This is a genomic window from Thermosynechococcus sp., assembly GCF_046299635.1.
Lineage (GTDB): Bacteria > Cyanobacteriota > Cyanobacteriia > Thermosynechococcales > Thermosynechococcaceae > Thermosynechococcus.
The window spans coordinates 102,126-127,771 of sequence record NZ_JBKBHV010000001.1 but is presented as its reverse complement, the minus strand read 5'-3'; the positions used below and the strand labels follow the sequence as shown (position 1 = coordinate 127,771).

Annotated in this window: 24 protein-coding genes and 2 rRNA genes (1 of these 26 only partly in view); 18 read left to right on the top strand and 8 right to left on the bottom strand. The window is 54.1% G+C overall.

Annotated features, from left to right (window positions below; genetic code table 11):
* Nucleotides 1–13: 13 nt before the first annotated feature.
* The 3 genes from hemH to ACK4IR_RS00695 all read left to right on the top strand — a co-directional run bounded on the left by hemH (nucleotide 14) and on the right by ACK4IR_RS00695 (nucleotide 1,723).
* Complete coding sequence (gene hemH, locus ACK4IR_RS00705; protein ID WP_409871260.1) at nucleotides 14–1,180, top strand: ferrochelatase; 1,167 nt, start codon at nucleotides 14–16, stop codon at nucleotides 1,178–1,180.
* 82 nt (nucleotides 1,181–1,262) lie between these two features.
* The gene (locus tag ACK4IR_RS00700; RefSeq protein ID WP_409871258.1) at nucleotides 1,263–1,553 is read left to right on the top strand and encodes a hypothetical protein; all 291 of its coding nucleotides are present in this window, start codon (nucleotides 1,263–1,265) and stop codon (nucleotides 1,551–1,553) included.
* Complete coding sequence (locus ACK4IR_RS00695; RefSeq protein ID WP_409871255.1) at nucleotides 1,553–1,723, top strand: hypothetical protein; 171 nt, start codon at nucleotides 1,553–1,555, stop codon at nucleotides 1,721–1,723. Before ACK4IR_RS00700 ends, ACK4IR_RS00695 begins: the two co-directional genes overlap by 1 nt.
* Before the next feature lie 3 nt (nucleotides 1,724–1,726).
* Here ACK4IR_RS00695 and argC read toward each other — a convergent pair whose 3' ends face one another.
* Nucleotides 1,727–2,779, bottom strand: coding sequence for an N-acetyl-gamma-glutamyl-phosphate reductase (gene argC / locus ACK4IR_RS00690; protein WP_409871253.1), 1,053 nt, complete (start codon nucleotides 2,777–2,779; stop codon nucleotides 1,727–1,729).
* A 526-nt stretch (nucleotides 2,780–3,305) separates the two neighbouring features.
* Between argC and ACK4IR_RS00685 the strand changes: the two genes are divergently transcribed.
* Complete coding sequence (locus ACK4IR_RS00685; protein WP_409871250.1) at nucleotides 3,306–3,635, top strand: Hpt domain-containing protein; 330 nt, start codon at nucleotides 3,306–3,308, stop codon at nucleotides 3,633–3,635.
* A 5-nt stretch (nucleotides 3,636–3,640) separates the two neighbouring features.
* Entirely contained in the window at nucleotides 3,641–4,333 is a 693-nt protein-coding gene (locus tag ACK4IR_RS00680) for a DUF1995 family protein (RefSeq protein WP_409871247.1), read from the top strand.
* A gap of 7 nt (nucleotides 4,334–4,340) precedes the next feature.
* On the opposite strand, the gene ACK4IR_RS00675 is transcribed toward ACK4IR_RS00680, so the two are convergent.
* From ACK4IR_RS00675 to lpxA, 3 genes are read right to left on the bottom strand one after another with little or no spacing between them, the layout of a single operon-like run.
* A complete protein-coding gene (locus ACK4IR_RS00675; protein WP_409871244.1) occupies nucleotides 4,341–5,768 on the bottom strand; it encodes a serine/threonine-protein kinase in 1,428 nt (475 codons plus the stop codon).
* Between the two features lie 7 nt (nucleotides 5,769–5,775).
* A complete protein-coding gene (locus tag ACK4IR_RS00670; protein ID WP_409871241.1) occupies nucleotides 5,776–6,309 on the bottom strand; it encodes a hypothetical protein in 534 nt (177 codons plus the stop codon).
* A 54-nt stretch (nucleotides 6,310–6,363) separates the two neighbouring features.
* Nucleotides 6,364–7,167, bottom strand: a complete 804-nt coding sequence (gene lpxA / locus ACK4IR_RS00665; RefSeq protein WP_409871238.1) for an acyl-ACP--UDP-N-acetylglucosamine O-acyltransferase — start codon at nucleotides 7,165–7,167, stop codon at nucleotides 6,364–6,366.
* 64 nt (nucleotides 7,168–7,231) lie between these two features.
* Between lpxA and ACK4IR_RS00660 the strand changes: the two genes are divergently transcribed.
* From ACK4IR_RS00660 to ACK4IR_RS00600, 13 genes are all read left to right on the top strand, one after another.
* On the top strand, nucleotides 7,232–8,758 hold the full coding sequence (locus ACK4IR_RS00660) for a UbiD family decarboxylase (protein WP_409871236.1): 1,527 nt from the start codon (nucleotides 7,232–7,234) through the stop codon (nucleotides 8,756–8,758).
* A gap of 33 nt (nucleotides 8,759–8,791) precedes the next feature.
* Entirely contained in the window at nucleotides 8,792–9,205 is a 414-nt protein-coding gene (locus ACK4IR_RS00655) for an HI0074 family nucleotidyltransferase substrate-binding subunit (RefSeq protein ID WP_409871233.1), read from the top strand.
* On the top strand, nucleotides 9,202–9,618 hold the full coding sequence (locus ACK4IR_RS00650; RefSeq protein ID WP_409871231.1) for a nucleotidyltransferase family protein: 417 nt from the start codon (nucleotides 9,202–9,204) through the stop codon (nucleotides 9,616–9,618). The genes ACK4IR_RS00655 and ACK4IR_RS00650 overlap by 4 nt, the downstream gene beginning before the upstream one ends.
* Nucleotides 9,587–10,432, top strand: a complete 846-nt coding sequence (gene recO / locus ACK4IR_RS00645) for a DNA repair protein RecO (RefSeq protein WP_409871229.1) — start codon at nucleotides 9,587–9,589, stop codon at nucleotides 10,430–10,432. The genes ACK4IR_RS00650 and recO overlap by 32 nt, the downstream gene beginning before the upstream one ends.
* Nucleotides 10,429–11,730, top strand: coding sequence for an MFS transporter (locus tag ACK4IR_RS00640; protein ID WP_409871226.1), 1,302 nt, complete (start codon nucleotides 10,429–10,431; stop codon nucleotides 11,728–11,730). The genes recO and ACK4IR_RS00640 overlap by 4 nt, the downstream gene beginning before the upstream one ends.
* A 91-nt stretch (nucleotides 11,731–11,821) precedes the next feature.
* Nucleotides 11,822–13,225 carry a PP2C family protein-serine/threonine phosphatase gene (locus tag ACK4IR_RS00635; protein WP_409871224.1) on the top strand — a complete coding sequence of 468 codons (1,404 nt, stop codon included), beginning with the start codon at nucleotides 11,822–11,824 and terminating at the stop codon, nucleotides 13,223–13,225.
* 63 nt (nucleotides 13,226–13,288) lie between these two features.
* Nucleotides 13,289–13,678 (top strand): hypothetical protein, encoded by a 390-nt coding sequence (locus ACK4IR_RS00630; protein ID WP_409871221.1) that lies wholly within the window; start codon nucleotides 13,289–13,291, stop codon nucleotides 13,676–13,678.
* Between the two features lie 75 nt (nucleotides 13,679–13,753).
* Nucleotides 13,754–16,384 carry a DNA mismatch repair protein MutS gene (gene mutS, locus ACK4IR_RS00625; RefSeq protein ID WP_409871217.1) on the top strand — a complete coding sequence of 877 codons (2,631 nt, stop codon included), beginning with the start codon at nucleotides 13,754–13,756 and terminating at the stop codon, nucleotides 16,382–16,384.
* A 180-nt stretch (nucleotides 16,385–16,564) separates the two neighbouring features.
* Nucleotides 16,565–17,791 (top strand): MFS transporter, encoded by a 1,227-nt coding sequence (locus ACK4IR_RS00620; protein WP_409871214.1) that lies wholly within the window; start codon nucleotides 16,565–16,567, stop codon nucleotides 17,789–17,791.
* A gap of 60 nt (nucleotides 17,792–17,851) precedes the next feature.
* Entirely contained in the window at nucleotides 17,852–19,561 is a 1,710-nt protein-coding gene (locus tag ACK4IR_RS00615; RefSeq protein WP_409871212.1) for an ABC1 kinase family protein, read from the top strand.
* 24 nt (nucleotides 19,562–19,585) lie between these two features.
* Nucleotides 19,586–20,308 (top strand): Stp1/IreP family PP2C-type Ser/Thr phosphatase, encoded by a 723-nt coding sequence (locus tag ACK4IR_RS00610; protein WP_409871210.1) that lies wholly within the window; start codon nucleotides 19,586–19,588, stop codon nucleotides 20,306–20,308.
* 12 nt (nucleotides 20,309–20,320) lie between these two features.
* Nucleotides 20,321–20,500, top strand: coding sequence for a hypothetical protein (locus tag ACK4IR_RS00605; RefSeq protein WP_409871207.1), 180 nt, complete (start codon nucleotides 20,321–20,323; stop codon nucleotides 20,498–20,500).
* Between the two features lie 34 nt (nucleotides 20,501–20,534).
* A complete protein-coding gene (locus tag ACK4IR_RS00600; RefSeq protein WP_409871204.1) occupies nucleotides 20,535–21,668 on the top strand; it encodes a cob(I)yrinic acid a,c-diamide adenosyltransferase in 1,134 nt (377 codons plus the stop codon).
* Nucleotides 21,669–21,817: 149 nt separating this feature from the next.
* Here ACK4IR_RS00600 and ACK4IR_RS00595 read toward each other — a convergent pair whose 3' ends face one another.
* The 4 genes from ACK4IR_RS00595 to ACK4IR_RS00580 all read right to left on the bottom strand — a co-directional run.
* The gene (locus ACK4IR_RS00595; protein WP_409871201.1) at nucleotides 21,818–22,042 is read right to left on the bottom strand and encodes an ArsR/SmtB family transcription factor; all 225 of its coding nucleotides are present in this window, start codon (nucleotides 22,040–22,042) and stop codon (nucleotides 21,818–21,820) included.
* Complete coding sequence (locus tag ACK4IR_RS00590) at nucleotides 22,042–23,376, bottom strand: S41 family peptidase (protein ID WP_409871198.1); 1,335 nt, start codon at nucleotides 23,374–23,376, stop codon at nucleotides 22,042–22,044. Before ACK4IR_RS00590 ends, ACK4IR_RS00595 begins: the two co-directional genes overlap by 1 nt.
* A 168-nt stretch (nucleotides 23,377–23,544) precedes the next feature.
* A 5S ribosomal RNA gene (rrf, locus tag ACK4IR_RS00585) occupies nucleotides 23,545–23,661 on the bottom strand.
* A gap of 125 nt (nucleotides 23,662–23,786) precedes the next feature.
* Nucleotides 23,787–25,646 (bottom strand): 23S ribosomal RNA (locus tag ACK4IR_RS00580); it runs 1,756 nt beyond the window's last position.

The window sequence follows — 25,646 nt, the reverse complement described above, 5'->3', positions numbered from 1 at the left end:
GGTGATTTTGGGAATGGCGAGCCAAACAGGTGTACTACTTCTCAATTTAGGGGGGCCGGATCGCCCCGAAGATGTGCGCCCCTTTTTGTACAACCTGTTCTCCGATCCCGAAATTATTCGCCTGCCCTTCCGATGGCTACAAAAGCCCCTTGCTTGGTTTATCTCCACGAGTCGTGCCCGTCGCTCTCAAGCCAACTACGCCCAAATTGGTGGTGGTTCTCCCCTGCGGCGCATTACCGAACAGCAAGCCCGTGCCCTTAAAGATGCCCTAGGCCACATTGGCATTGAAGCCAATTTGTACATTGGGATGCGCTATTGGCACCCCTTTACAGAGGAGGCGATCGCCCAAATCAAAGCGGATCACATTCGCGATCTGGTGATTTTACCCCTTTACCCCCAGTTTTCCATTAGCACCAGCGGCTCCAGTTTTCGCCTCCTAGAGAGTCTGTGGCAGCAAGACCCGGAATTGCAAAAAATTCGCTATACGCTGATCCCCTCGTGGTACAACCACCCCGGCTACGTGGCCGCCATGGCCGACCTGATTCGCCAAGAATTAGACCAATGTCCCAACCCCGAGGAGGCGGTGATTTTCTTCAGTGCCCACGGCGTGCCCAAAAGCTATGTCACCGACGCCGGCGATCCCTACCAAGAGGAAGTCGAAGCCTGCGTGAGGCTGATCATGGCCGCCTTGAATCGCCCCAATGCCCATGTGCTGGCGTACCAAAGTCGGGTGGGGCCAGTGGAGTGGTTGCAACCCTACACCGAAGATGTCATTCCGCAGCTGGCAGCTCAAGGGGTGAAAACCCTTGTCGTTGTGCCCATTAGCTTCATTTCAGAGCACATTGAAACCCTGCAAGAAATTGACATTGAGTACCGCGAGATTGCGGAAAAAGCGGGGATTGAAGTTTTTCGCCGCGTCCCTGCCCTCAACGATCACAGTGGCTTTATCCGTGCCCTTGCCCAACTGGTGAGGGACGCCCTTGCCGCACCACCGCGCACCTTTGCCGAGGTGAATAAGTCCCGCAAGCGGGTGAAGCTCTATCCTCAGGAGCGCTGGGAATGGGGCATGACCTCCGCCGCCGAACGCTGGAATGGGCGCTTGGCAATGCTAGGATTTTTAGCCTTGATCATCGAGTTGATTAGTGGCCAAGGGCCATTGCATATGCTGGGACTGCTTTGAAAAAATTGTTGCTCCCTTGCGATGGAAGCCTAAAAGTTTTCGATAGAATAGGGAGTAACCTCACTGGCAAAGGGCTACCCTTGTGTCTGAATCGCCCAAATCAAAATTTGACAAAGAAAAATTCCTATTCCCCACCAGCCGCTACCATGGTACATTTACGCCGCAAAACTTGGCCTTTAATGCCAACTTACAGGAATTTGCTCAACGGGTGAGCTATATTTGTGGTCTGGAAACAGGTGGTAAGATCACGTCTGAGGAGGCCTACAATCAAATTAAGGCACTTTGGAAGCAACTGAAGAAATCGCGTGACTTGCTCTTTGCCAATGTTCCTCCTGATGAGGATGCAGATAGTTCAGACAGTGATGAGTTCTGATGGCTCGCTTAGCACCGACAACGCTACTGTTAAGCTTAAGTACCGCTCCCTTTCTAGCGGCTTTGTACCTAGGGCAGGGATTATGGCAGATGGGGTTGTGCTTGAGTGCCAGCAGTACTGAGCTGTTACGGGGCGATCGCCTCCCCCTGATGGAGCCAGACGAGACCTGAAGCTTAGGGATAAAAGGCCACCTGCGGTAAGCCCATCGTCTCCGGCCAACCCATCATTAAATTCAAGCACTGCACGGCTTGAGAGGCCTGCCCTTTCATCAGGTTATCAATGGCAGACATAACAATGACGCGACCGGTGCGCTCATCTACCTCAAGGCCGATGAAACAGGCATTTGTGCCCCATGCCCATTTGGTCTGCGGATAGAGGCCAGGGGGCAGGATATTCACCCAAGGGGAATGGCGATAGAAGGCTTGGTAAATCGTGATCAAATCCTCGCGCACCAGCCCCGGATCCCGCAGCGTGGCATAGACAGTGGTCAAGATTCCCCGTGACATGGGCACAAGGTGGGGCGTAAACTGAACAAGAACCCTCTGGCCGGCTAACTCGCTACAGATGGCTTCAATTTCCGGAGTGTGGCGATGGCGCGCCACATTGTAGGCAGCAAGGGAGTTGTCGGCTTCCGCAAGAAGGAGATTGATTTTGCCCTGACGCCCGCCGCCAGAAGTACCGGACTTGGCATCAATAATTGCCGTATTTGGTTCAATCAGCCCCTGCTTCATCAGGGGTGCCAGTGCCAGCAGGCTAGCGGTGGGATAACATCCCGGACAACCAATGAGGGCACTTTGGCGAATGCGATCGCGATAGAGTTCTGGCAAGCCATAAACCGCCTGTTGAGCTGTGGCTAGATCTTCTCTGGCTTGCCCATACCATTGGGTGTAGGTCTTTAAATCGCGAAAGCGATAGTCTGCCGAGAGATCCAGCACTTTACAGCCGCCCTCAAGGAGTTGCGGCGCAAGTTTGCAGGCAAGGCCATTGGGCAGTGAGAGAAACACCACTTGGGCGCGATCGCGAATGACTTCCACGGATACGGGTTCCACCGTGAGATTCACCCGCCCCTGTAAGTGGGGATATAACTCTGTATAGGGACGACCCGCACTCCCCTCACCGCCAAGGTAGGTTATCTCTACTTGAGGATGGTCAAGGAGTAAGCGCACCAGTTGAATTCCCCCATAGCCGGAGGCTCCCACAATCCCCACCGTCACGCGATCGCCCATAGTTCCCCGCTATTGCCGCTGTTGTTGGCCTAACCACTGCGATAGTGCCATTGAAGCCCTTATTTCGCCAAGGGGGCAGACCACGGTGAAGAAGTTAAGAATTATTACAAATCTGCCCTTAGGTTTTCTCTCCTAGTCCTTGAACAGCCCTAGGGGGTAACAGCAGTAACCGATAAATTAACCAAAATTACATAAACTTATACTTTTATGGTGTATAGTCACTCTTATGAGCAAACTATCAATTTCTCAAGCGGCGCAATCAAAGGGTGTGTCCACCCAAACCCTGCGGCGGTGGGAGGCTCCATCTGTTGAAATTTGTAAGTACCCCAAGCTCTGGGGGAATTGAAGCCTGTGGAGAAGTAACCCCCCTTGAGAGCGTTGCTCTTGAGACTTCGATGGAGCAGGAAGTAAGCAGCAAATCTAAACAATTGAGTCCATTTGATTTGACTGCATAGATTTGTATAAGGCTTACAGAGCCGGAACAGGCTACAATAACGACGAGGAACCTGTTGGGAATAATGCGTTGATGACATCGCCGATTGACTGGGATTATCTCGCTGCTCTTTCGGGGGGCGATCGCGAGTTTGAAATGGAATTGCTGCAAACCTTTGTCGAGGATGCCCAGCAGCGCCTCCAGACATTGGCTAACGCTGTCAATCAAGGCAACATTGAGCAAATCAAGCGGGATGCCCACCACCTCAAGGGAGCTAGTGGCAATGTCGGCATTACTGCGATGCAAGCTATCGCTGCTCAGCTAGAACAGTCCACGACCCCGGAAACGCTTGCCCAAGCGAAAACACTGGTGGAAGAGCTACAACGCCTGTTTGCCACTGTTGCTAGTGAGGTCTCTGCTTAGCTTCTATGTTGCCCCCCGATAGTCTGGAGACTGCCCTCAGTCAAGCCCAACAGGCCACCCAAGCGGCACTCCAAGAGGGCAAAAGCCGTCTGCAAATCGAAATCCTGCTGCCGGATCTCAAGGCAATGGATCTTGCTGCGGGCTACCTTTGCTTGTTTGAGGAACTCGGGAGCGATTTGAAAGTCTTTTTTGCCGATGCCGGGTCTGCTGCCCTTGCCCGTCGAGAGTGGGGTGAAACGGCCTATAGTGTGCGGGGAGTGAATGAACTACTGACACCCATTGCGGCGAGCGATCGCGCCATTGTCATCGTTGCTCCAACCCCCGTGGAAGTCAATGCGATTGAGCAGATGTGTGCAATTGCCGGCGATCGCCCCTTTATTCTCTTGAACCCAAGGCTTCAGGATGTGGCCGTTGTTGGCATTGGCTACGCCGGTCGGCGATTGCGCGAACGGTTTCTGAACACCCTCGAACCCTGCTATTACCTCCGTCCCCTCGCAGAAACAATCATTCTCTGGCGCTGTTATCCGCAACCTTGGCAAATTTGGCAATACGCTGAAACAGCCCCCGCCTGCCTAGCCGAATTTGAGCAACGCCCCAGTAGTGAAGACATTGAGCGTGCCCTCACCCGCCAAAGTAAACCCCGTGGTCAGGGAATCTTTAGTCGCTTGGGTGCCTTTTTGCGCGCACTTCAGAATTAGCCAACCTTTAAGGGGTGGCCGGTTCAGTGTTACTGGCTGGCGGAGGTGACGCCTCAGGCATTATGTCTAGCGGTGTCGGCGAGGGTGCAGGTGCCGGTGGAGATGGCTCAGCGGTGGTGGTGGGGGCGACGGGAGGCTCTGCGTCCCTTGGGGGCTTTGGGGGGTTTGGAGATGAAGATAAAGGCGGAGTCGGCGTTGGCTCTGGCGATGCTTCCTCAGGACTCGGACTGGGGGTGGGGGTTTCCATCGGCTCTGGGGTGGGTGTCGGTTCCGTAGGAGTGGGTTCTGGCTCTGGGGTGGGTGTCGGGGTAGGGGTGGGCGTCACCTCTACGGGCGGCACAATGGTTGGCAGGGTTGGTGGAAATTCCTGATCCTGAGGACGCGGGAGGGGAGGGGTCACTGTGTCCACCGGTTGATGGCGCAGAAATAGCCCTAGGCCAATGCCCGCTAAGCTACCAAAGATTGCTGTGCCGAGAAGCCATAGCCACGGCGAAAAATTGCGTTGTCTGGGGGGAGCAACGACGACTGTCCCCTCCGGTTGAGTGTTTGCCAAGATAGTGGATCGGCGCTGCGGCATCACTGCGACGGTTGCTGTGGTTTGACGCGCCACCGGTTGACCCATGAGTAGTTGCAGCCAAGCCCGCACTGTTTGGGGACGCTCTTGCACATCCAAAGCCATTCCCGCTTCAATGGCATCAATCGTGCGCTGGCTGAGATTGGGCTGAAACTGGCGTAAATCCTCAAGAGGGACGCGATCGCGCAACACCGAGGCCACAGGCGGACGTCCCGCCAAGAGGGCATAGAGGGTTGCTGCCAAGGCATAGACATCCGTTGCCGGCGTCCATTGGTGGCGGGGTAAATACTGCTCCACGGGCGCATAACCTGCCGAGAGCAGCCCTGTATTCGTTTCCGTTACCCCGGCGGTGTATTCACGGGCAATGCCAAAGTCAATCAGTACCACCTGATCGGTGCCGTCCCGCAGCATAATGTTATCGGGCTTAACATCGCGGTGCAGCAGACCGTGCTCATGCACCAATTCAAGGGCGCTGGCCACTTGGCGAATATAGTGAAGCGCTGTTTTTTCCGGTAGAGGGCCTTCCTCCTGAATCACCTGAGCCAATGTTCGGCCGGGGATATAGTCCATGACAATGAAGGGACGTCCCCCCTCAATAAAGCAATCGCTGACACGCACAATGTGGGGATGATTGAACTGGGCAAGGCGTTGGGCTTCTTGGATAAACCGCTCCCCCAGATCATGAATCCGCTTCGGGGGTTCCTGCTGCAAGTTCAATGTTTTGAGCACCACCGGCTGATGGAGCAGGGTGTGGGTTGCGCGATAGGTGACACCAAAGCCCCCCTGACTCAAAAGGGCATCGAGGCGATATTTGCCCCCTTGGAGGGTTGTGCCCACACTAAGCAAACTGAGGGAGGACATAGGCACCTTAGGGACGCAATGGAGCAGGCGGAGCAGTGGTTGGCAGCGGGGCTGACCGTTGAGTGAGAATAACCAAGCGATAGCCCAAATATGCAGGTAAGGTTGCCATTATCATCAAGAGTATCACGGACAACAAAGATTCCCATTCAAACCGAGAGCCATAGTAGCTACGGTAAGGGTCATAGGTGGGGGTAGGCTTAATTTTTTCCCGTAGAGCCATGGGGCGCTTAAAGCGCAGGCGGCGATCGTCAAGCTTCTCAAATAAAATCCAGCCCCCTTGGGCTTCCTCTTGGCAGACTTTGCGCAGCACATCGGGATCATGAAATCGGTTGCGGCGCGATCGCAGAATTTTGAATTCCCAACCTCCCAGCTTGGGGGATGCTTGATGCGGTTCTTGTTTGGAGGGGTAGGTCGTCAACTGTTCCTCTTCTTCATTTTGTTGTTGGCTGAGTTGTTTTTGCCAAGCCCACCACTGATAGTAAAGCAACGCCGACACACCGAGGCTGCCACTCATGAGGGATAATAACAACACTTCAGCCATGGGGAGCAGAGGCAAGAGTCTGTTGGGCGATCGTACTCGAAAAGTTGAGCCTCCTCAGGACAAATCACCTCCTTCCCCTCGGCGGACAAAGTGGCAAATGCCCCGTTCTGAAGCACTGATAAAATCGCAAAACTCTTGAATGAGGGGATGCACAAACTGTTCCCGTAGGTGTTGAACCGCCTGGGAGGTGGTGAAGTGGGAGCGGTAGAGAATATCTAGGGCTTTTTTGAGGAGCTGTCGCTCTTGGGCCGAAAAGCCTGCTCGCCGCAACCCCACCACATTTAAGCCCATGATCGTGTTGGTGCTAAGGCTACGGGTCATACAAAAGGGAGGCACATCTTTTTGAATGGCGGTGCCGCCGGAGAGCATGGCCAAGCGACCAATGCGGGTAAATTGATGCACAAGGCAATTGCCGCTGATAAACGCGCGATCGCCCACCTGGGCATACCCTGCAATGAGAGAATTGTTGGCGATCGTCACATGGTTCCCCACGTAGGCATTGTGGCCTAAATGACTGTGGGCCATTAGCAGACAATCGTGCCCGACATGGGTCACCGTCTCCGGTTGCGTTCCCCGATGAATCGTCACTCCCTCGCGCAAGATACAGCGATCGCCAATGTGGACATAGCTAATGCCCCCTTGATAGGCCACATCCTGGGGCAGATCGCCAATCACCGCCCCACTATGCACTTTGCAATTTTCGCCAAGACGGGTGTATCCCAACAGCGTGACATGGGGAGCCAACTGAGTACCGCGCCCAATCTCCACCGTTGCCGCCACATAGCAAAAAGGACCAATCTCTACATCTTCCCCGATGTGGGCACCCGCCTCAATCACTGCCGTGGGATGAACCGCCATGAATTTCCTGCACGCTGGTCTCGACCCTCTTAACATAAAAGAGATTACGTGATTTTCAGCCCCGATGACGAACGACCTGCGGCAATATCTCCGGCTTTTAGAGCAGCGGCAACAACTGCGACGCATCAGCGTACCTGTGGATCCCGACCTAGAAATTGCCGAAATCTGTAACCGCCTGTTGGCGGCCGGTGGGCCGGCGTTGCTCTTTGAAAACGTCATTGGCTCCCCCTATCCTGTGGCCATTAACCTGCTGGGCACCCTAGAGCGGGTGTGTTGGGCCATGAACATGGAGCACCCCCTTGAACTGGAAGCCCTCGGTGAAAAGTTGGCCAAGCTGCAACAACCCAAGCCCCCCAAAACCCTGAGTCAAGCCCTTGATTTTGGCAAACTTCTCTTTGATGTGATCCGGGCCAAGCCGAGTCGAGATCTCTTCCCCCCCTGCCAGCAGGTGGTGATCAAGGCGCCCGATCTGGACTTACGGCGACTGCCCCTGATCCGCCCCTACCCCAAGGATGCGGGCAAGATAATTACCCTTGGGCTGGTGATTACCAAAGACTGTGAGACCGGCATTCCCAACGTGGGGGTTTACCGCCTGCAACTACAATCCCCAACCACGATGACCGTCCACTGGCTTTCGGTGCGGGGTGGGGCACGCCATCTCCGGAAAGCTGCTGCCCGTGGTCAAAAGCTGGAAGTCGCCGTGGCCTTGGGGGTGCATCCTTTGCTCATCATGGCGGCAGCAACGCCAATTCCCGTGGATTTGTCCGAATGGCTCTTTGCCGGACTTTATGGGGGGGGCGGCATCCCTTTGGCCAAGTGCAAAACCGTTGATTTAGAGGTGCCTGCCCAGTCGGAATTTGTCCTTGAAGGTACGATTACGCTGGGTGAAGTCTTGCCCGATGGCCCCTGTGGTGATCACATGGGATATTACGGTGGTGTGGAAGATTCACCGGTCATTCGTTTCCACTGCCTCACCCATCGCCGCAATCCCATCTATCTCACCACTTTTAGTGGCCGCCCGCCCAAGGAAGAGGCGATGATTGCTCTTGCTCTCAACCGCATTTACACGCCGATTTTGCGGCAGCAGGTACCGGAGATTGTGGACTTCTTTTTGCCCATGGAGGCTTTGAGTTACAAGGTAGCGATTATTGCCATTGACAAAGCCTATCCCGGCCAAGCCCGCCGCGCTGCCCTCGCCTTTTGGAGCGCCCTACCCCAGTTTACCTACACCAAGTTTGTAATTGTGGTGGACAAAGAGATCAATATCCGCGATCCGCGTCAGGTGGTGTGGGCCATTAGCTCCAAGGTGGATCCCAGCCGCGATGTGTTTATCTTGGGAGAGACCCCCTTTGACTCCCTTGACTTTGCCAGCAAAAAAATCGGCCTTGGCGGACGTATGGGCATTGATGCCACCACCAAAATCCCTCCTGAAACCGACCATCCTTGGGGTGATCCGCTGACTTCTGATCCTGAGGTGGCACGGCGGGTCACAGCACGCTGGCAGGAATACGGCTTAGGCGATATTGACCTAACGGCCGTAGAGCCAACGCGGTTTGGCTATGAGCTAGACCCAGCCTTTCGTTGGCGATAAGGCGATCATTCAGAAAAGCGGCGGTTTGCAAACATGACAGGTAGAGATGGGAGGCGTTGGCAACAGCGGTTGCAGAACTTCAGCCGCGCCCTGATCCGCCTAGAAACTGCCTGTGCTCAGCAGGAGTATTCTGAACTGGAGCGAGCGGGTCTGGTGCAAATGTTTGAGTTCACCCTAGAACTGGCATGGAAAACGTTGAAAGACCTTCTTTTTTATGAAGGGCTGGATGTGAAAACCCCCAGAGAGGCCATTCGCAAGGCCTTTGAGACAGGCTATCTCACTGAGGAAGATACGGAAACACTGCTAGATGCCTTGGCAAAGCGTAATTTATTGAGCCATACCTACGAAGAGCAAATGGCAAAGGAGGCAGAACGACTGATTAAACACAGGTTTACGCCTGTTTTTCGGACACTGTACAATTGCTTGCAGCAAAAATATCAGCAATGACGGATGGACTCACCCCTGCAAAACGCAAAGCCATTATTGACACCTTGGCAGCCAATCCGAAGGTAGAACGCATCGTGCTTTTTGGCTCGCGGGCGATCGGCACTTTCAGAACAACTTCTGACATAGATATTGTCCTCTTTGGTGAGAACCTCACCTTGAGGGATCAAGCTGCCCTTGCTGAGGCGATCGCCGAACTGCCCATTGCCCAACGGGTGGATCTCCTCCTTTATCACGATATTGAGAATGCAGACCTGCGGGAGCAGATTGAGAACCATGGCGTGGAATGGTTTGCCCGCAACAAGTTGATCACTGCTGAGGGGACTGAGCGCGATAGGCTAAAAGATAGGCAAAAAATTTGCCGCCACTACTTGGATACCGGGAATGGGTCGCACCTACCGCACTATCGGCATTAATCTCAAGACGATGCCCCTAGGGGAAAGCGATCGCCTGCTCAGTGTCTTTAGTCGCGATCGCGGGCTGTTGAAGTTAGTTGCCCCCCATAGCCGTGGCTTGCGCTCGAAACTGGGTGGACGAGTGGACTTGTTTGTGGTCAATGACCTCTTCATTAGCCCTGGCCGCAATCTGGATCGCATTCTCCAAGCAGAAACGGTAGCAACATACCAAGGCCTCAATTGCCATCTCACAATCCTGACGGCTGCTCAATATCTCGGTGAGGTAGTGCTCTACCAAGTCCATCCGCAGCAACCCCAGCCGGATCTCTTTGATTGGCTCTGTACCACCTTAGATCAGCTTCAGGGAGCCTCGAGTCGTGCGGCGCTGGCGCTATTAGTGCGAGGCCTGTGTGGCATCCTGCGATTGGGGGGTATTGCCCCGGAATGGTACCAGTGCTATGACAGTGGCTGCGAAATTGCTGTCCCTGCGGCGGATACCGACTGGCGATTAGGCTTCAGTTTTGCTAGGGGTGGCGTTTTTACCATCAAAGCAGAGCACACAGCGGAGAACAATTATGTTTCGGGTGGCTTTTCCAAGGGCGATCGCCAACTAACCGCCGGCGAAGTGCGTCTGGGGCAATGGCTTGCCTTGCCTGCCACCCAAGCCTTGGCACGGGATGAATTCCTTACCCAAGCCGAGGCCTATCCCCTCAGTGTTTGGCTTTCCCTTGAGCGAGTGCTGCGGCAGTACCTGCAATTTCATCTAGAGCAAACGTTGCGGGTGCCCCCCCTCCTTGATAGTTGTTTTTCACCTGTTGTGGTGTCCCAGCCATGACCATTGAGCAGCAAGACATTCGCTTGGATCTCCCCCTACCGCCGGTGCCTCCCCTCTGGCAAAACCGCAATTTTATTGCCCTTTGGTTGGCGCAGATCTGCTCGCAGTTGGCCGACAAAATTTACCTTGTCTTTGTCATTGCCCTCACGACGGAGTTTTTCCAAACGGCAAACCAGAGTATTAGTGGCTGGGTGTCAGCTATCATGATTGCCTTTACGATTCCGGCCATCCTCCTCGGATCGGTGGCAGGGGTGCTCGTGGATCGCTGGTCAAAAAAACAGGTGCTCATTGTAACCAATCTCTACCGTGCCCTCCTTGTTTTAGGGATTCCCATCACGATTCTTCTTGGCGCCGGGCAATGGTTTGGGTTTGTCGCCCTGTTACTGATCACGTTTACAATTTCTTGTCTAACGCAATTCTTTGCCCCCGCAGAACAAGCAGCAATTCCTCTCTTGGTGGATAAGTCCCATCTGATGTCCGCCAACTCCCTCTATACGCTGACGATGATGGCTGCGCTTGTCGTGGGGTTTGCTGCCGGTGAGCCGCTCCTGAATCTCGCAGGCCACTGGCATTCTCAGTGGGGTGGGGCTGTCTTTGTCAGTGCCTGCTATGGTGGGGCAGCCCTTCTATTGATGCTGCTGCGGCCACCGGATCAGTGTCATCTACCGCCAAGCCGCTATCGCCAAGTGTGGCAAGAACTCCGCCAAGGACTTCAGCTCTTGCAGGAATATACGGCTTTGCGGTTTGCACTGCTGCAACTCATCCTGCTCTTTGCCATTGTGGCGGCCATGTCTGTTTTAGTGGTGCGCCTTGCCGAGGTTCTACCCGGCCTCGATACGGATCAATTTGGGTTTCTTTTGGCGGCTGCTGCCGGCGGACTGGGTCTAGGGGCACTGCTTTTGAATACGGTGGGCAAGCGCTTTTCCTACGACTGGTCGGGGTTGCTGGGTTGTTGGGGCATGGGGGGGATGTTCCTTGGCCTGTCTCTGAGTCTCGATTCCTTGGCTTGGAGTATCGGCTATATCATCGGCTTAGGGTTCTTTGCGGCCTTTGTGGCCATTCCAATGCAAACCTTAATTCAACTCATGACACCCGCCGAACAGCGGGGGATGATTTTTGGGCTGCAAAATAACCTCGTGAATATTGCCCTCAGTGTGCCCTTGGCAGTGGCCGGTCTGGCCGAAACCCGCTGGGGACTGCAACCAGTACTCCTCGGCTTGGGAGGGGCGATCGCCCTTGGGGGAACCCTGATGACCTTCAGCCATCGCAACAGCATGGTGACGGGCGGTATCCTCTAAAAGTTCTATAAAAAATCTTAAATCCTTTCATCTTGACGTTTTTTGCGCTACGCTGTAGAGTCAATTGACGCTTTTGCTGGCGTAACTTACCATGTCACCTGCCTTGCCCTCATCCTCTATGACTTCCTCTAGCCCTGTGATCGCCCTCAAGGAAATGGTGTCGCGGTTACAGCGGGAAAACAGTAAAATTCAGGAGCTACTGGCGTCCCTCAGCTTTGCGCTGCGCAGTTTTAACAATCTGAATCAATTTTTTGAACTGATCCCGCTCATTACTTGTCGGGTTACGGAGGCGGAGGCAGCGGCTCTAGTCTTGTTTCGCGCCGATGGTCAAGCCCGCCTTGAACAACTCCACTGTCACGCCAGCGATCAGTGCCCGAATATCCGCGCTGCCTTAGAAACGGCCACCCGCACCCTCGCCAATAGCGTTGGTATGGCGGCAATTGATGTGGGGAGCGATCGCGAGAGCGGCCAGCCTCGTCTTGAGCAACTTTTGGATCAACAACTGCGAGAACGCCTCCCCCAAGGCATTCAATTTTTCGGCACCGCCATTCTCGTCAAGGATTCTGGACTCATTGAGCGGGGAAGGCTGTACGTTTTTAGTCAGCAACCCGAATACGAGTGGAACGAAACGCGGCAGCAACTCTTGCAGGTTATTGCCGATCAAACAGCGGTCGCCATTGCCAACGATGAACTGGCCTTAAAGTTGCGCGATCGCCAGCGGTTAGACAGAGAACTGGAAATCGGTGCGGAAATTCAACGGCGCCTCTTGCCCCACCACTGTCCCAAGATCCATGGCCTAGAGCTGGCCGCCGAGTGTCGCACCGCCAGTTGGGTCGGCGGGGACTACTACGACTTTATTCCCATTACCTATGGTCTTGGCGATCAAAAGGACATTGAGCAGGGTCGTTGGGGGATTGCCATTGGCGATGTCATGGGCAAAGGGGTTCCCGCCGGCCTGATCATGACCATGACGCGGGGAATGCTACGGGCAGAAGCTCTGAATGGTCACCGTCCCAGCCGTATTTTGCAGCACCTCAACCGTGCCATGCAGCCGGATTTAGAAAGCTCCCACCGCTTTGTGACCCTCTTTTACTCGGAGTATAATCCCCAAACTCGGCTCCTCGCCTACAGTAATGCGGCTCACCTTCCCCCCCTCCTGTGGCGGGCTGAAACCGGGATTATCCATCGGCTGGACACCTACGGTATGCTCATTGGCCTGGATACCCGCAGCCAATATCAAGAAGCAGAAGTGCGGCTTCAACCCGGCGATACTGTTGTTTACTACACCGATGGCATCACCGAAGCGGATAATCCCAAGGGCAAACGCCTTGAGGAGGAAGGTCTCGCCGCAGTTGTCAAGGAGGGCTGCGCCAAAGGGTTAGGGGCACAGGCACTATTGGCGTACATCTTTGACGCCGTTGAGGTCTTCACCGCTGCCAATGGGCGGCGGAGCGACGATATGACGTTGGTCATTTTGCGGGTCATTGATCAATAGGAGAAACAGCTACGCTCCCTAACTACGTGTGCCGCCTGCTCTCCGGGAGCAAGCCCAAAGATCATGACAATGGTGGCAATAGAAGCAGCTAAGATAACGACAGGGATGTGTGAGGTGGGGATGCGCTACTTTGTCGAGGTCAGCTTTCGCTGCGATGATGAGGCGATTTGGGATACCCTCACCCGTTATTTGGGTTTTGTCGAAGCGAAAATGCTTAGCCAAGCGATCGCCCTGCACCATTTTTTTGAAATCCATCCCCTTGTTGCTGGTGTAGAAACCTTTGTCCAATCAAGTGAAAGCAAACCCTACCTTTTGATGACCACCTATGCCGAGCGCATCAGTAAGGCCAATGTTCAACGCAGCCGCTTTCAAGAGGCAGTTTCCATCCTTGGGGAAAATAGTTCGGGACTCGCAGAGTGGCTCTTTATGGAGACGACGGGGGATGAGTATTAAGCACTCTGACTCACAATAGAGAACACTATAATATGAAATTCCTAGGAACACACCATAGGAAGTTGTGACCCTGCCATGTCTGAGGATCGCCTGTTGCCCCATTCTGACACCGAGTCTCCTACCCTGCGGTTAGGACGCAACCCCGGGCTACAGGTGCGTCATGATGAAGTGGAGCGATCGCTCCTGACCCCAATGCTTCAGCACTACGCTGAAATCAAGGATGCCTATCCCCAAGCCCTGCTCCTCTATCGGGTGGGGGACTTTTACGAAACCTTTTTTCAGGACGCCTGTATTGTGGCCCGCGAACTGGAACTGGTGCTCACCGGCAAAGAGGGGGGTAAAGAAGTGGGTCGAGTGGCAATGGCCGGCATTCCTCACCATGCCCTTGAACGCTACTGCCGTACCCTCATTGAAAAGGGCTATGCCATTGCCATCTGTGATCAAGTGGAAGACCCCGCCCAAGCCCAAGGATTGGTGAAGCGGGAGGTCACCCAAGTCTTTACGCCGGGAACGGTCTTGGATACGGAGCTGCTCCAGCCGCGCCGCAATAATTTTTTGGCGGCCGTTCTGCTGTCGGGGAATCATTGGGGGTTGGCCTATGCCGATGTCTCGACAGGGGAGTTTTGTACCACCCAAGGGAGCGATCGCGCCGAGTTGGTGGCGGAACTCAATCGCTTGCAGCCTGCCGAAATTCTCCTTCCCAGTGAAGCACCGGACATTAATCGCATTCTGCGCCCCGGCGAAGCCAAGGATCGGTTACCGGCAGAATTGCCGCCCCAGTGGTGCTATACCCTGCGATCGCCCCAAGATTTTCAGGCAGCGGAGGCGCGCCGGCGGCTGTGTCAACGCTTTCAGGTCAAATCCCTCGAGGGTTTTGGCTGTGAGCATCTGCCCCTTGCCATGCGGGCAGCCGGTGGCCTCTTGGCCTATTTGGATGAAACCCATCGCCAACAACCGGTGCCTCTGCAAAACCTCAGTACCTACTCCCTTGCCCAGTATCTCTTTCTAGATCCGCAAACCCGCCGCAATTTGGAATTGACACAAACCGTTCGCGATGGCAGCTTCCAAGGCTCACTGCTGTGGGCGATCGATCGCACCACGACGGCCATGGGAGGGCGTCTATTGCGCCGCTGGTTGTTGCAGCCCCTCCTTGACATTGAACAAATTACCGCGCGCCAAGAGGCCATTGCCGAATTGATGGCCAATAGTAGCCTGCGCCAGAGCCTGCACCGCCACCTTCAGGAAATCTATGACCTCGAACGCCTCGCCGGTCGGGCGGGTTCGGGGACGGCCAATGCCCGTGATTTAGCCGCACTGCGGGACTCCTTTCGGACATTAGTTTCCCTTGCCACAGTTGTTACAGCAACCCAATCGCCCTATCTTCAAGCCTTGGCTCACCTACCACCCGGGATTGAGCAGTTGGCCGACACCCTCAGTGCTGCCCTTGTGGATCAGCCTCCTATTAGTCTCACCGAAGGGGGACTCCTGCGGCCGGGCGCCTATCCAGAGCTAGACCAGCAACGGCGGCAAATTGAGCAGGATCAGCAGTGGATTCTCAATCTGGAGGCCCAAGAGCGGGAGCGCACCGGCATTCCCACCCTCAAGGTGGGCTATACCAAAGTCTTTGGCTACTATATCAGCGTGTCCCGCGCTAAGCTGAACCAAGTGCCGCAGGACTATATCCGCAAGCAGACCCTCACCAACGAAGAGCGCTTTATTACGGCTGAACTCAAGGAACGGGAAGCCCGGCTATTGGCGGCCCAGAGCCATCTTTTTGAGCTGGAGTACCAGTATTTTGTCCAATTGCGAGAGCAGGTCGCTGCTCAGGCTTCCACGATTCGTGAGATTGCCGCGGCGGTGGCGGCAGTGGATGCCCTTTTGGGACTGGCGGAGGTGGCACTGTATCAGGGCTATTGTCGCCCAACGCTGACAAGCGATCGGCGGTTGGAAATCCAAGGCGGGCGGCATCCGGTGGTGGAGCAGATGTTACCTGCAGGATTTTTTGTCCCGAATGATACCTGCCTTGGCAACGGTGCCGATCTCATGGTGTTGACAGGCCCCAATGCCAGTGGCAAAAGTTGTTATCTGCGGCAGGTGGGTCTGATTCAACTGCTGGCGCAAATGGGCAGTTATGTGCCTGCGACAAGTGCCACGTTGGGAATCTGCGATCGCATCTTTACCCGCGTGGGCGCGGTTGATGATCTGGCCACAGGCCAATCCACCTTCATGGTGGAAATGAACGAAACGGCCAATATCCTCAACCATGCAGGCGATCGCTCCCTTGTCCTCCTCGATGAAATCGGGCGCGGCACGGCCACCTTTGATGGGCTGGCGATCGCTTGGTCGGTGGCAGAATATTTGGCCACCACGCTGAAATCCCGCACCATTTTTGCCACTCATTACCACGAGCTGAATCAACTGGCAACACTCCTGCCCAATGTGGCCAACTACCAAGTCGTTGTCAAGGAACTTCCCGACGAGATTATCTTTTTACACCAAGTCAAACCCGGCGGTGCCGATCGCTCCTACGGCATTGAAGCCGGTCGTCTTGCGGGACTCCCGCCGGTAGTCATTCAGCGTGCCCGTGAAGTGATGCGCCAAATTGAAAAGCACAGCAAAATTGCCGTAGGGCTATGCAAAAGCCAAATGAATGGCATCCCAAAAACAGTACCTCCCGAAATTGATCAGGGAGAATTACCCTTTTAAGTTTCCGTTCATTCTGCTTCCTCGAAGGGAAGCCAGTCAGAAAGAATAAGTAATCTAGATCTCCAGCTATCCCTGATGGGGTTTTCCCGGCAATCTTTATGAAATTCAGGTGCATGGCTGACGACCAGCAAAAAGTTATGATAGATAAGGAATGTAACGTTTTGTTAACAAGGGGGATTTGTGGTTGTCCTGTTGAAACTACCCCCATCGGTACGGCAAACGCTACTCAGGCTGGTACTGGCTGGTCTATTATTTTGGTCAAGTATCGCTGCAATGCTACCCACTTTACCCTTGTATATTGCTGAAACGGGGGGGACGCCCCATCAGGTGGGGTTTGTGATGGGTGCCTTTGCCGTTGGACTCATTTGCTCCCGCTCTTGGTTAGGGCCTCTGGCCGATCGCCGGGGGCGTAAAATTACCCTGCTTATTGGCCTCACTGTGGCGGCGATCGCCCCCCTCTTTTATATCGTCAGCCACAACCTGCCCCTTCTTGTTGCAGTGCGCCTTCTCCATGGCGTGAGCATTGCCGGCTTTACCACCGGCTACATGGCGCTGGTGACGGATATTGCCCCCCCTGAGCATCGTGGGGAAATCATCGGCTACACCAGTCTTGTGCATCCCATTGGGGTTGCCCTCGGACCCAGTCTCGGCAGTTGGCTACAAATAAACTACAGTCACAGTTGGGTCTTCATCGTTGCCAGCAGCTTAGCTGCCCTTGGGTTCATGGCTGCCGCAGGGGTGCGGGCAGTGAATATCCCGCAGGACTCAGAGATACCTCACCCAGAGAAAAGCCTCTTTTGGCGGTTGTTGCTTTCAGAGCGACTGCGGATTCCGAGCCTCGTGATGTTGAGCGTGGGGCTGACCTTTGGCACGATCGCCACCTTTATTCCCCTGTTTATTGCTGCGGAGCGGCTTGACATTTCCGCAGGGCTGTTTTACTCCGTAGCGGCGATCGCCAGCTTTATGGGTCGTGTGGCCACGGGTTCTGCCTCCGATCGCTGGGGGCGGGGAATCTTTATCTCCGCCAGCTTAGCCGGCTACGTTTTGGCAATGATCCTGCTTGCTCAGGCCCGTACTCCCCTTGAGGTTCTCTGGGCAGCAATCTTGGAAGGCTTAGCGGGGGGTGTGATTATTCCCATGGTGGCAGCTCTGATGGCCGATCGCTCCAGTCCTGAGGAGCGAGGACGGGTGCTCAGTCTCAGTTTAGGCGGCTTTGATCTAGGGATGGCCTTGGCCGGGCCACTGCTGGGGGGGCTAATTGATCCTTTGGGCTATCGCCTGATCTTTCGCATGGCAGCAGTCTTTAGCCTCGTGGGGCTGACGTTCTTTTTAACCGCCAGTAGCAAAAGCCTGCCCGATTCCCTGCGTTTTGCCCTCGGCATGGGGCGCGATCGCTATGCCCTGTAGCCCTATGATTCCTTGGGGATTCGTTACAATTTGTTGAGATCACTCACTACGGAAGAGCGCGTGTCCACACCAGTTTCGGCCAATTTGACCCCCACCGGCAAATCCTACCGTTGGAATCGCGAGCGGTACTCGAAAACGCGGCGCTTCTTTGACATTTGGTTTTTTGTCTGGCGATTTCTCTTTGGCCGCTGGCTCCTCACCAAATCTTGGAGCTACTGGGGGGGCATGACCGATGCCAAACGTGCCGCCCGCCGCCGTGCCCAAGCCATTTGGATTCGCGAAACCTTCCTCGACCTTGGCCCCACCTTCATCAAACTGGGACAACTCTTTTCCACCCGCGCCGATCTTTTCCCTAGCGAATACGTCGAAGAGCTGAGCAAACTGCAAGACCGCGTCCCCGCCTTTAGTTACGAGCTTGTCGAAAAAATCATCTACGAAGACTTTGGCCGCCGTATCCCTGAGCTGTTTCGCAGTTTCGACCCCATTCCCATGGCCGCTGCCAGTCTTGGCCAAGTCCACAAAGCGCAGCTTCTCTCCGGTGAAGAAGTGGTGGTCAAGGTCCAACGCCCCGGCCTGCGGCAGTTGTTTGATATTGATCTGGCAATTCTCAAAGGCATTGCCCAATACTTTCAAAACCATCCCAAATGGGGAAAAGGCCGCGATTGGATGGGCATCTACGACGAGTGCTGCCGCATTCTCTACGAAGAAATTGACTACCTCAATGAGGGACGCAATGCCGACACCTTCCGCCGCAATTTTCGCGATCGCGAGTGGGCCTGTGTTCCCCGCGTCTATTGGCGCTACACCTCTCGGCGGGTGCTCACCCTTGAGTACCTGCCCGGGATTAAAATCAGCCACTACGAAGCCCTCGAAGCGGCCGGCCTAGACCGCAAACGCCTTGCCGAACTGGGTGCTAAGGCCTACCTCTATCAAGTGCTCACCGACGGCTTCTTCCACGCTGACCCCCATCCAGGCAACATTGCCGTCAGCCCCAACGGTCAACTGATTTTCTACGACTTTGGCATGATGGGGCGCATTCAACCTGTTACCCGCGATAAATTGCTGAAAACATTTTTCAGCATTGCCCAACGGGACGCCGAACAGGTGGTACAGTGCCTTGTAGAGCTAGGGGCGTTGGTACCCACAGGCGATCTAGGGCCGGTACGTCGCTCGATTCAGTATCTCCTCGACAATTTCATGAACCAGTCCTTTGAAGCCCAATCTGTGGCTCAAATTAGCGATGACCTCTACGAAATTGCCTATGACCAACCCTTCCGTTTTCCCGCCACATTTACCTTTGTGATGCGGGCATTTTCCACCCTAGAGGGGGTGGGCAAGGGACTCGATAAAGACTTTAACTTCCTGCAAGTTGCCCAGCCATTTGCGACTGAACTTATGACTAACGGAAACTTCCCCGATCCCAGTAATGGCAGTCTTTTCTCTGAATTGAGTCGTCAAGCGGCTCAAGTGGGCAGTAGTGCCATTGGTCTGCCCCGCCGCCTTGAAGAAGTTCTGGATAAACTGGAAGATGGTGATCTGCGCTTGCGCGTCCGTTCCAGTGAGAGCGATCGCATTCTGCGGCGCCTGAGTAACATTAACTTAGGGCTAAATTATGTCGTCCTCATTGGCAGTTTTTCCTTGGTGGCGACCATTTTACTCGTCAACCAGTATCTGCTCTTAGCAGGTGTGGCAGCCGCATTAGCGGTATGGTTTGGTATCCTCTATTGGCGATTGATGCTTAAACTCGATAAGTATGAAAAAATGTTTTAACAAGCATCCCAAAACAGGGGGGTCATGGACGTTGCCGGCTTAACGGACTGTGGTCTGATTCGCAAAAGCAATCAGGATGCTTTTTATATTGACGAAAAGCATCAGCGTTTTTTTATTGTTGCTGATGGCATGGGGGGGCATGCTGGGGGTGAGGAAGCCAGTCGTTTAGCCGTCGAACAGATTCAGGCCTACCTAGAAACCCATCTTGAAGAACTTCAACATGATCCAGTAACCCTACTCCGCCAAGCCTTTCTCGCAGCCAACTACGCCATTGTTGAACAACAACGTCAAAATACCGCCCGTGCCGATATGGGTACGACGGCTGTTGTGGTTCTCATTGATGAAACTGGCGATCGCGCTTGGTGTGCCCATGTGGGGGACTCCCGCATCTATCGCTGGCGCAAAGACAAACTTCAGCAAATTACCAGCGATCACACTTGGATTGCCCAAGCCGTACAGTTAGGCAGCTTGACGATTGAGCAGGCACGGCAACACCCATGGCGCCATGTACTCTCCCAATGCCTAGGCCGCGAAGACCTGACCCAAATTGATATTCAGCCTATTGATCTAGAGCCCGGCGATCGCCTGCTTCTGTGCAGCGACGGCTTGACCGAAGAACTCACTGATGATGTCATCAGCATCTACCTCAGCGAACCCGATGTTGAAAAAGCCGCGACTGCACTTGTGAATGCGGCCAAAACCCACGGCGGGCGCGACAATGTCACCGTCGTTATCATTAGGGTTTAAGACCTCAGGCCTATGCAAACCGAATTTGTCCGTCTTACCCTACCTCGTCACGCCCTTTCCCCCCCTTTCTATGACTGTATTGAACAGGCGCTGCAAGCCCATGGTCAGCCCCTGCGCTGGGCGATTACTGCCACCACCCCCACTGAGCTAACGGTTGAAGCAGTTCTTCTCAAAAGCCAACCCCGCCCTTGATACAATCCCTTTAGGTTCTTTTATTCACGCCCCTATGACCCGTGCAGGTATTGGCATTCAAACCGCCCAAATGCGTCCCGGACGGGTGAGCGGTCAACTCCACGTCTATGACGGTGCCGGTAAAGGCAAATCCCAAGCCGCTCTCGGCGTTGTCCTGCGCTCTATTGGTCTGGGTATTGCTTCTGCGTGGCCAACTCGGGTGCTCCTCCTGCGCTTTCTCAAAGGGCCTGGCCGTGCCTATGCCGAAGATGCCGCCATTGAAGCCCTACAGCGGGGGTTTCCCCATCTCATTGATCAAGTGCGCACTGGCCGCGCCGAATACTTTACCGCCGAGCAGATCACCAAGTTCGATCGCCAAGAAGCCCAGCGGGGCTGGGATATTGCCAAGGGGGCGATCGCCTCTGGTCTCTATTCCGTCATTGTTTTAGATGAACTCAACCCCGTTTTAGATTTAGGCCTTTTGCCCATTGATGAAGTTGTCAACACCCTTCGTCGGAAGCCCGAACACCTAGAAATTATTGCCACCGGCCGGGGTGCCCCTGCCCAACTCCTGCAAATTGCTGACCTCCACTCGGAAATGCGTCCCCTGGTACACGCTACGGCTCAAGAACAGGGCATTGAAGGGATTGAAATCTATACCGGCGACGGCAAAGGCAAGTCCACCAGTGCCCTCGGTAAAGCCCTGCAGGCGATCGGCAAAGGAATTAGCCGCGATCAATCCCACCGTGTCCTGATTCTCCAGTGGCTCAAAGGGGGGCAAGGCTATACCGAAGATGCGGCGATCGCCGCCCTCAAGGAAAGCTACCCTCACCTAGTAGATCACCACCGCTGTGGTCGCGATGCCATTGTCTGGCGCGGTCAGCAGCAGGAAATTGACTACATCGAAGCCGAACGCGGCTGGGAAATTGCCCGAGCGGCCATTGCCTCTGGCCTTTACAAAACGATTATTCTTGATGAACTCAATCCCACCGTTGACCTCGAGCTGCTGCCCGTCGAACCCATTGTGCAAACGCTCCTGCGCAAGCCCCGCACCACTGAAATTATTATTACCGGTCGCTGCAAATATCCCCCCGCCTACTTTGAACTGGCCAGTGTCCACTCCGAGATGATTTGCCACAAACACTATGCCGAGAAGGGCGTTGATCTGAAGCGCGGCGTTGACTTTTAGCTTTATCGGCAGGCAGCTCAGCACGGCGAATTGTGTTCAGCAAATCAGTCACGAACAGATGCAAGCCAGTACCGTTTCCCCGACCGTAAACTGTTGCAAATAGGCCATTAGAACTTCAAATTGTAGCCGATTTAAGCGGTGTAATAGACTCACCGCCCCTCTTGCCGCGATAGGACAAGATTCGCTTGCCGCAGTGCCCGCAGATGAAACGAGAGCTTTGAAAGGGTGAGGTGCAGGCGATCGCACAAATCACAGACACACAGCTCCTCGCGATGCAGAATCTCAATTAGCTTCGACCGCAACGGCTCTCCAAGGGCATGGAAGGCCAATTGAATCTCAGGGAGGTATTCCTGATGAATCTCTGAAGCAACCATCACTGCACCGGACAAGGGACACCAAGGGGCTGGCGAAACTGCTCCTGCTCCCCTGTTTGAGCTGTATTCACAGGTTTAGGCGCTTGACTCCGATAAATGGCTTGGCGCAATTGAGCCACTCCTGCTTGGTAGAGGGTATCGGCTGCTGTTGTCCACAAATGGGGATTGGTACTCACTTCTTTGGGCAAATTCACCATCATATTCGGCGTGATTCCCGTACGGTTAATATCCGTGCCATTGGGCGTGTAGTAATGGGCAACAGTCACTGATAAGCCTGAGCCATCACTTAATTGATGAATGGATTGCACCAAGGCCTTACCGTAGGTTGGTGTGCCCACAACAATCGCACGACCGTTATCCTGCAATGCCCCCGTGAGAATTTCACTACTGCTGGCAGAGCGGTGATCCACCAAAACCACCAAAGGCAAATTCGTCAAGGCCGATTGATTCGCACGTACTTGCTCACTATGACCACTGCGATCGACCGTGCGAACGATGAGACCTTGATTCAACCACATGCGGGCAATGTCAATTCCAGCTTGCAAGAGTCCCCCCGGATTCCCCCGCAAATCCAAAACAAACCCCTCCACCTTCTCCGCCTCTAGCTTGCGAATTGCCGCGCGCAACTGATCTGCCGCATGGGCAGTAAATTCACTCAGATAGATATAGCCAATGCGGGCACCGCCTTCCTCCTTGACCAACGATCGCACCGCAGAGAGTTCAATCAATGCCCGTGTTAGAGTTAGGCGAAATGTACCGAGATTGGGGCGAAACAATTGAAGTTCAATGGGAGTACCCACCCGCCCACGAATCCGCCGTGATGCCTCCTCAATCGACATCCGACGGGTAGAATGACCATCAATGGCCAGCAGGCGATCGCCCGCCCGAATTCCCGCTTTAGTTGCAGGTGAATTTTCCAGTGGCTCCAAGATCGTCAACTGTTGTGTCTTTTCATCCACCGTCAAGCGAATCCCAATCCCCGAGACTTCCCCCGAGGTTTGCGTGCGCAAAACCGTAAACTCCTCCGGCGTCATGAAGCGCGTGTAGGGATCATTCAACTGCTGCAACATTCCTCGGATAGCCGCATAGGCCTGCTCCCGTGAGGTGTACCGCTGCGCCAACAGTTGCCGTCGTACCGCCAGCCAATCCACATGATTAAACGACTCATCCACATATTCCTGCTGCACAATTTGCCACACCTCATCCACCAACATCTTTGGACTGTCCTGCATTCGTCCGTAGCTGGGTAACGCCGCCGCCAGCACCGCTGCAACCAACGAAGAACCCACCAGCACCCAGTGCCGAAGACCCATCAAATGTATGAATTGAGGCATGACCCTAAAAACCTTTTGAGGAGAGCGATATTTGATGCAATATGAACCGAACTACCCATGAACTACCCATCAATGTCACTCCCCTATCCAAAACTGATCATCCCTTAAATATCTCTTAAAAATCAAGACCCCACCTAGAAAGCCTAGATGGGGTAGTTTGAATATTTTGCCTAGCACCGAGCTATTTTTGCAGGAGGCGACCCTCCAACTATCTTCACCGCTGCGACGTTTCACCTCTGAGTTCGGGATGGATCAGCGTGGTTCCGCCGCGCCATAGGCACTAGGCAAAGCCTTAATTTTGGATTAAGAACCTAGACCAAAGAATTGCTAGATGAGTTCAGCGTAAATAACCTTTCAACTAAATAGCGATTGTCAGTACAGTAAGTCAACTCAGACACCTGTTGATTAATGAGGTCAAGCCCTCGGTCTATTAGTACTCCTAGACTTCATCCATTGCTGGACTTCCATCGAGAGCCTATTAACGGGTGTTCTACCCGTGACCTTACTGGCTTATGCCATGGGAGCACTCATCTTGAGGTGGGCTTCCCACTTAGATGCTTTCAGCGGTTATCCACTCCGCACATGGCTACCCTGCGTTTACCGTTGGCACGATAACAGGTACACCAGAGGTGCGTTCCTCCCGGTCCTCTCGTACTAAGGAGGACTCCTCTCAATGCTCCTACGCCTGCACCGGATATGGACCGAACTGTCTCACGCATGTTGTTCTCGTATCACTACGAGCATGGACTATATCTTCATCCTGACTCTCGCCGTTAACGAATCAGGAGCCGACATTTGATGTCTCTGACAAGCTCAGAGCATCTCAGCTTACGCTTGATGGCTAACTCAAGCCTAGGCTTCAGTCTCTACGGGATCAAGAGTTGTCGTGATCTCAAGAACTGTTCTACTTGATCAGAGCGAATGGAACGCTTTCGGGAAGCATTTAGCTCACCGAATTGATCCACCTTCTGAGCAAGCTTCAGGAATTGTTCAGGTGACAACCGCTTTGATTGAACAACTTCCTTTAGAACAGTAATAGCTAGTTCACATTGCGGTTTTTTTAGACGAAGGTAACTGCGTAAAGTTAGCAACACCTTCAAAACTGATGGTGCATCAACAATTGCATACTCACTCAGATCATCTTTTCGATCTCTCACAAACCCTGCTTGGAAAATGGACTTCAGCCACTCCAAAAAGGAACGATGAGAGGAAGACTGAAAGAAAGTAATACTAGCGCGAATTTGATAACCAAGGATGTAATCCTTACGTCGCACTAGTTGTAAATTGATACATCCATCAGCATCTAGGAAACCAGCAATATAACTCAAAATCAAATCATTTGTCACGAGACTCTTGCTTACCCTCGGTATTGTCTTAACCAGCCGTTCGGTCACTGATCAAGATTTTACCGATTTTAGTCGGTTTGCTGCTCCACATTACTGTGGAGTGACGCAATGATTTACGTTCTGAACCCAGCTCACGTACCGCTTTAATGGGCGAACAGCCCAACCCTTGGGACGTACTACCGCCCCAGGTTGCGATGAGCCGACATCGAGGTGCCAAACCTCCCCGTCGATGTGAACTCTTGGGGGAGATCAGCCTGTTATCCCTAGAGTAACTTTTATCCGTTGAGCGACGGCCCTTCCACGCGGAACCGTCGGATCACTAAGGCCGACTTTCGTCTCTGCTCGACTTGTGGGTCTTGCAGTCAAGCTCCCTTATGCCTTTGCACTCTACGGCTGATTTCCGACCAGCCTGAGGGAACCTTTGCGCGCCTCCGTTACCATTTAGGAGGCGACCGCCCCAGTCAAACTGCCCACCTGAAACTGTTCCTTCGCTGGCTAACAGCAGAAGGTTAGAATTCTAGCCTTGCCAGAGTGGTATCTCACTGGCGACTCCATATCCCCCACAAGGGATACTTCAACGTCTCCCACCTATCCTGCGCAAGCAAAGCCCGAACCCAATTCCAGGCTACAGTAAAGCTTCATAGGGTCTTTCTGTCCGGGTGCAGGTAGTCCGCATCTTCACAGACACTTCTATTTCGCCGAGCCTCTCTCCGAGACAGCGCCCAGATCGTTACGCCTTTCGTGCGGGTCGGAACTTACCCGACAAGGAATTTCGCTACCTTAGGACCGTTATAGTTACGGCCGCCGTTCACCGGGGCTTCGGTTGCCAGCTTCGCTTGCGCTGACCAGCTTCCTTAACCTTCCGGCACTGGGCAGGCGTCAGCCCCCATACGTCGTCTTACGACTTAGCGGAGACCTGTGTTT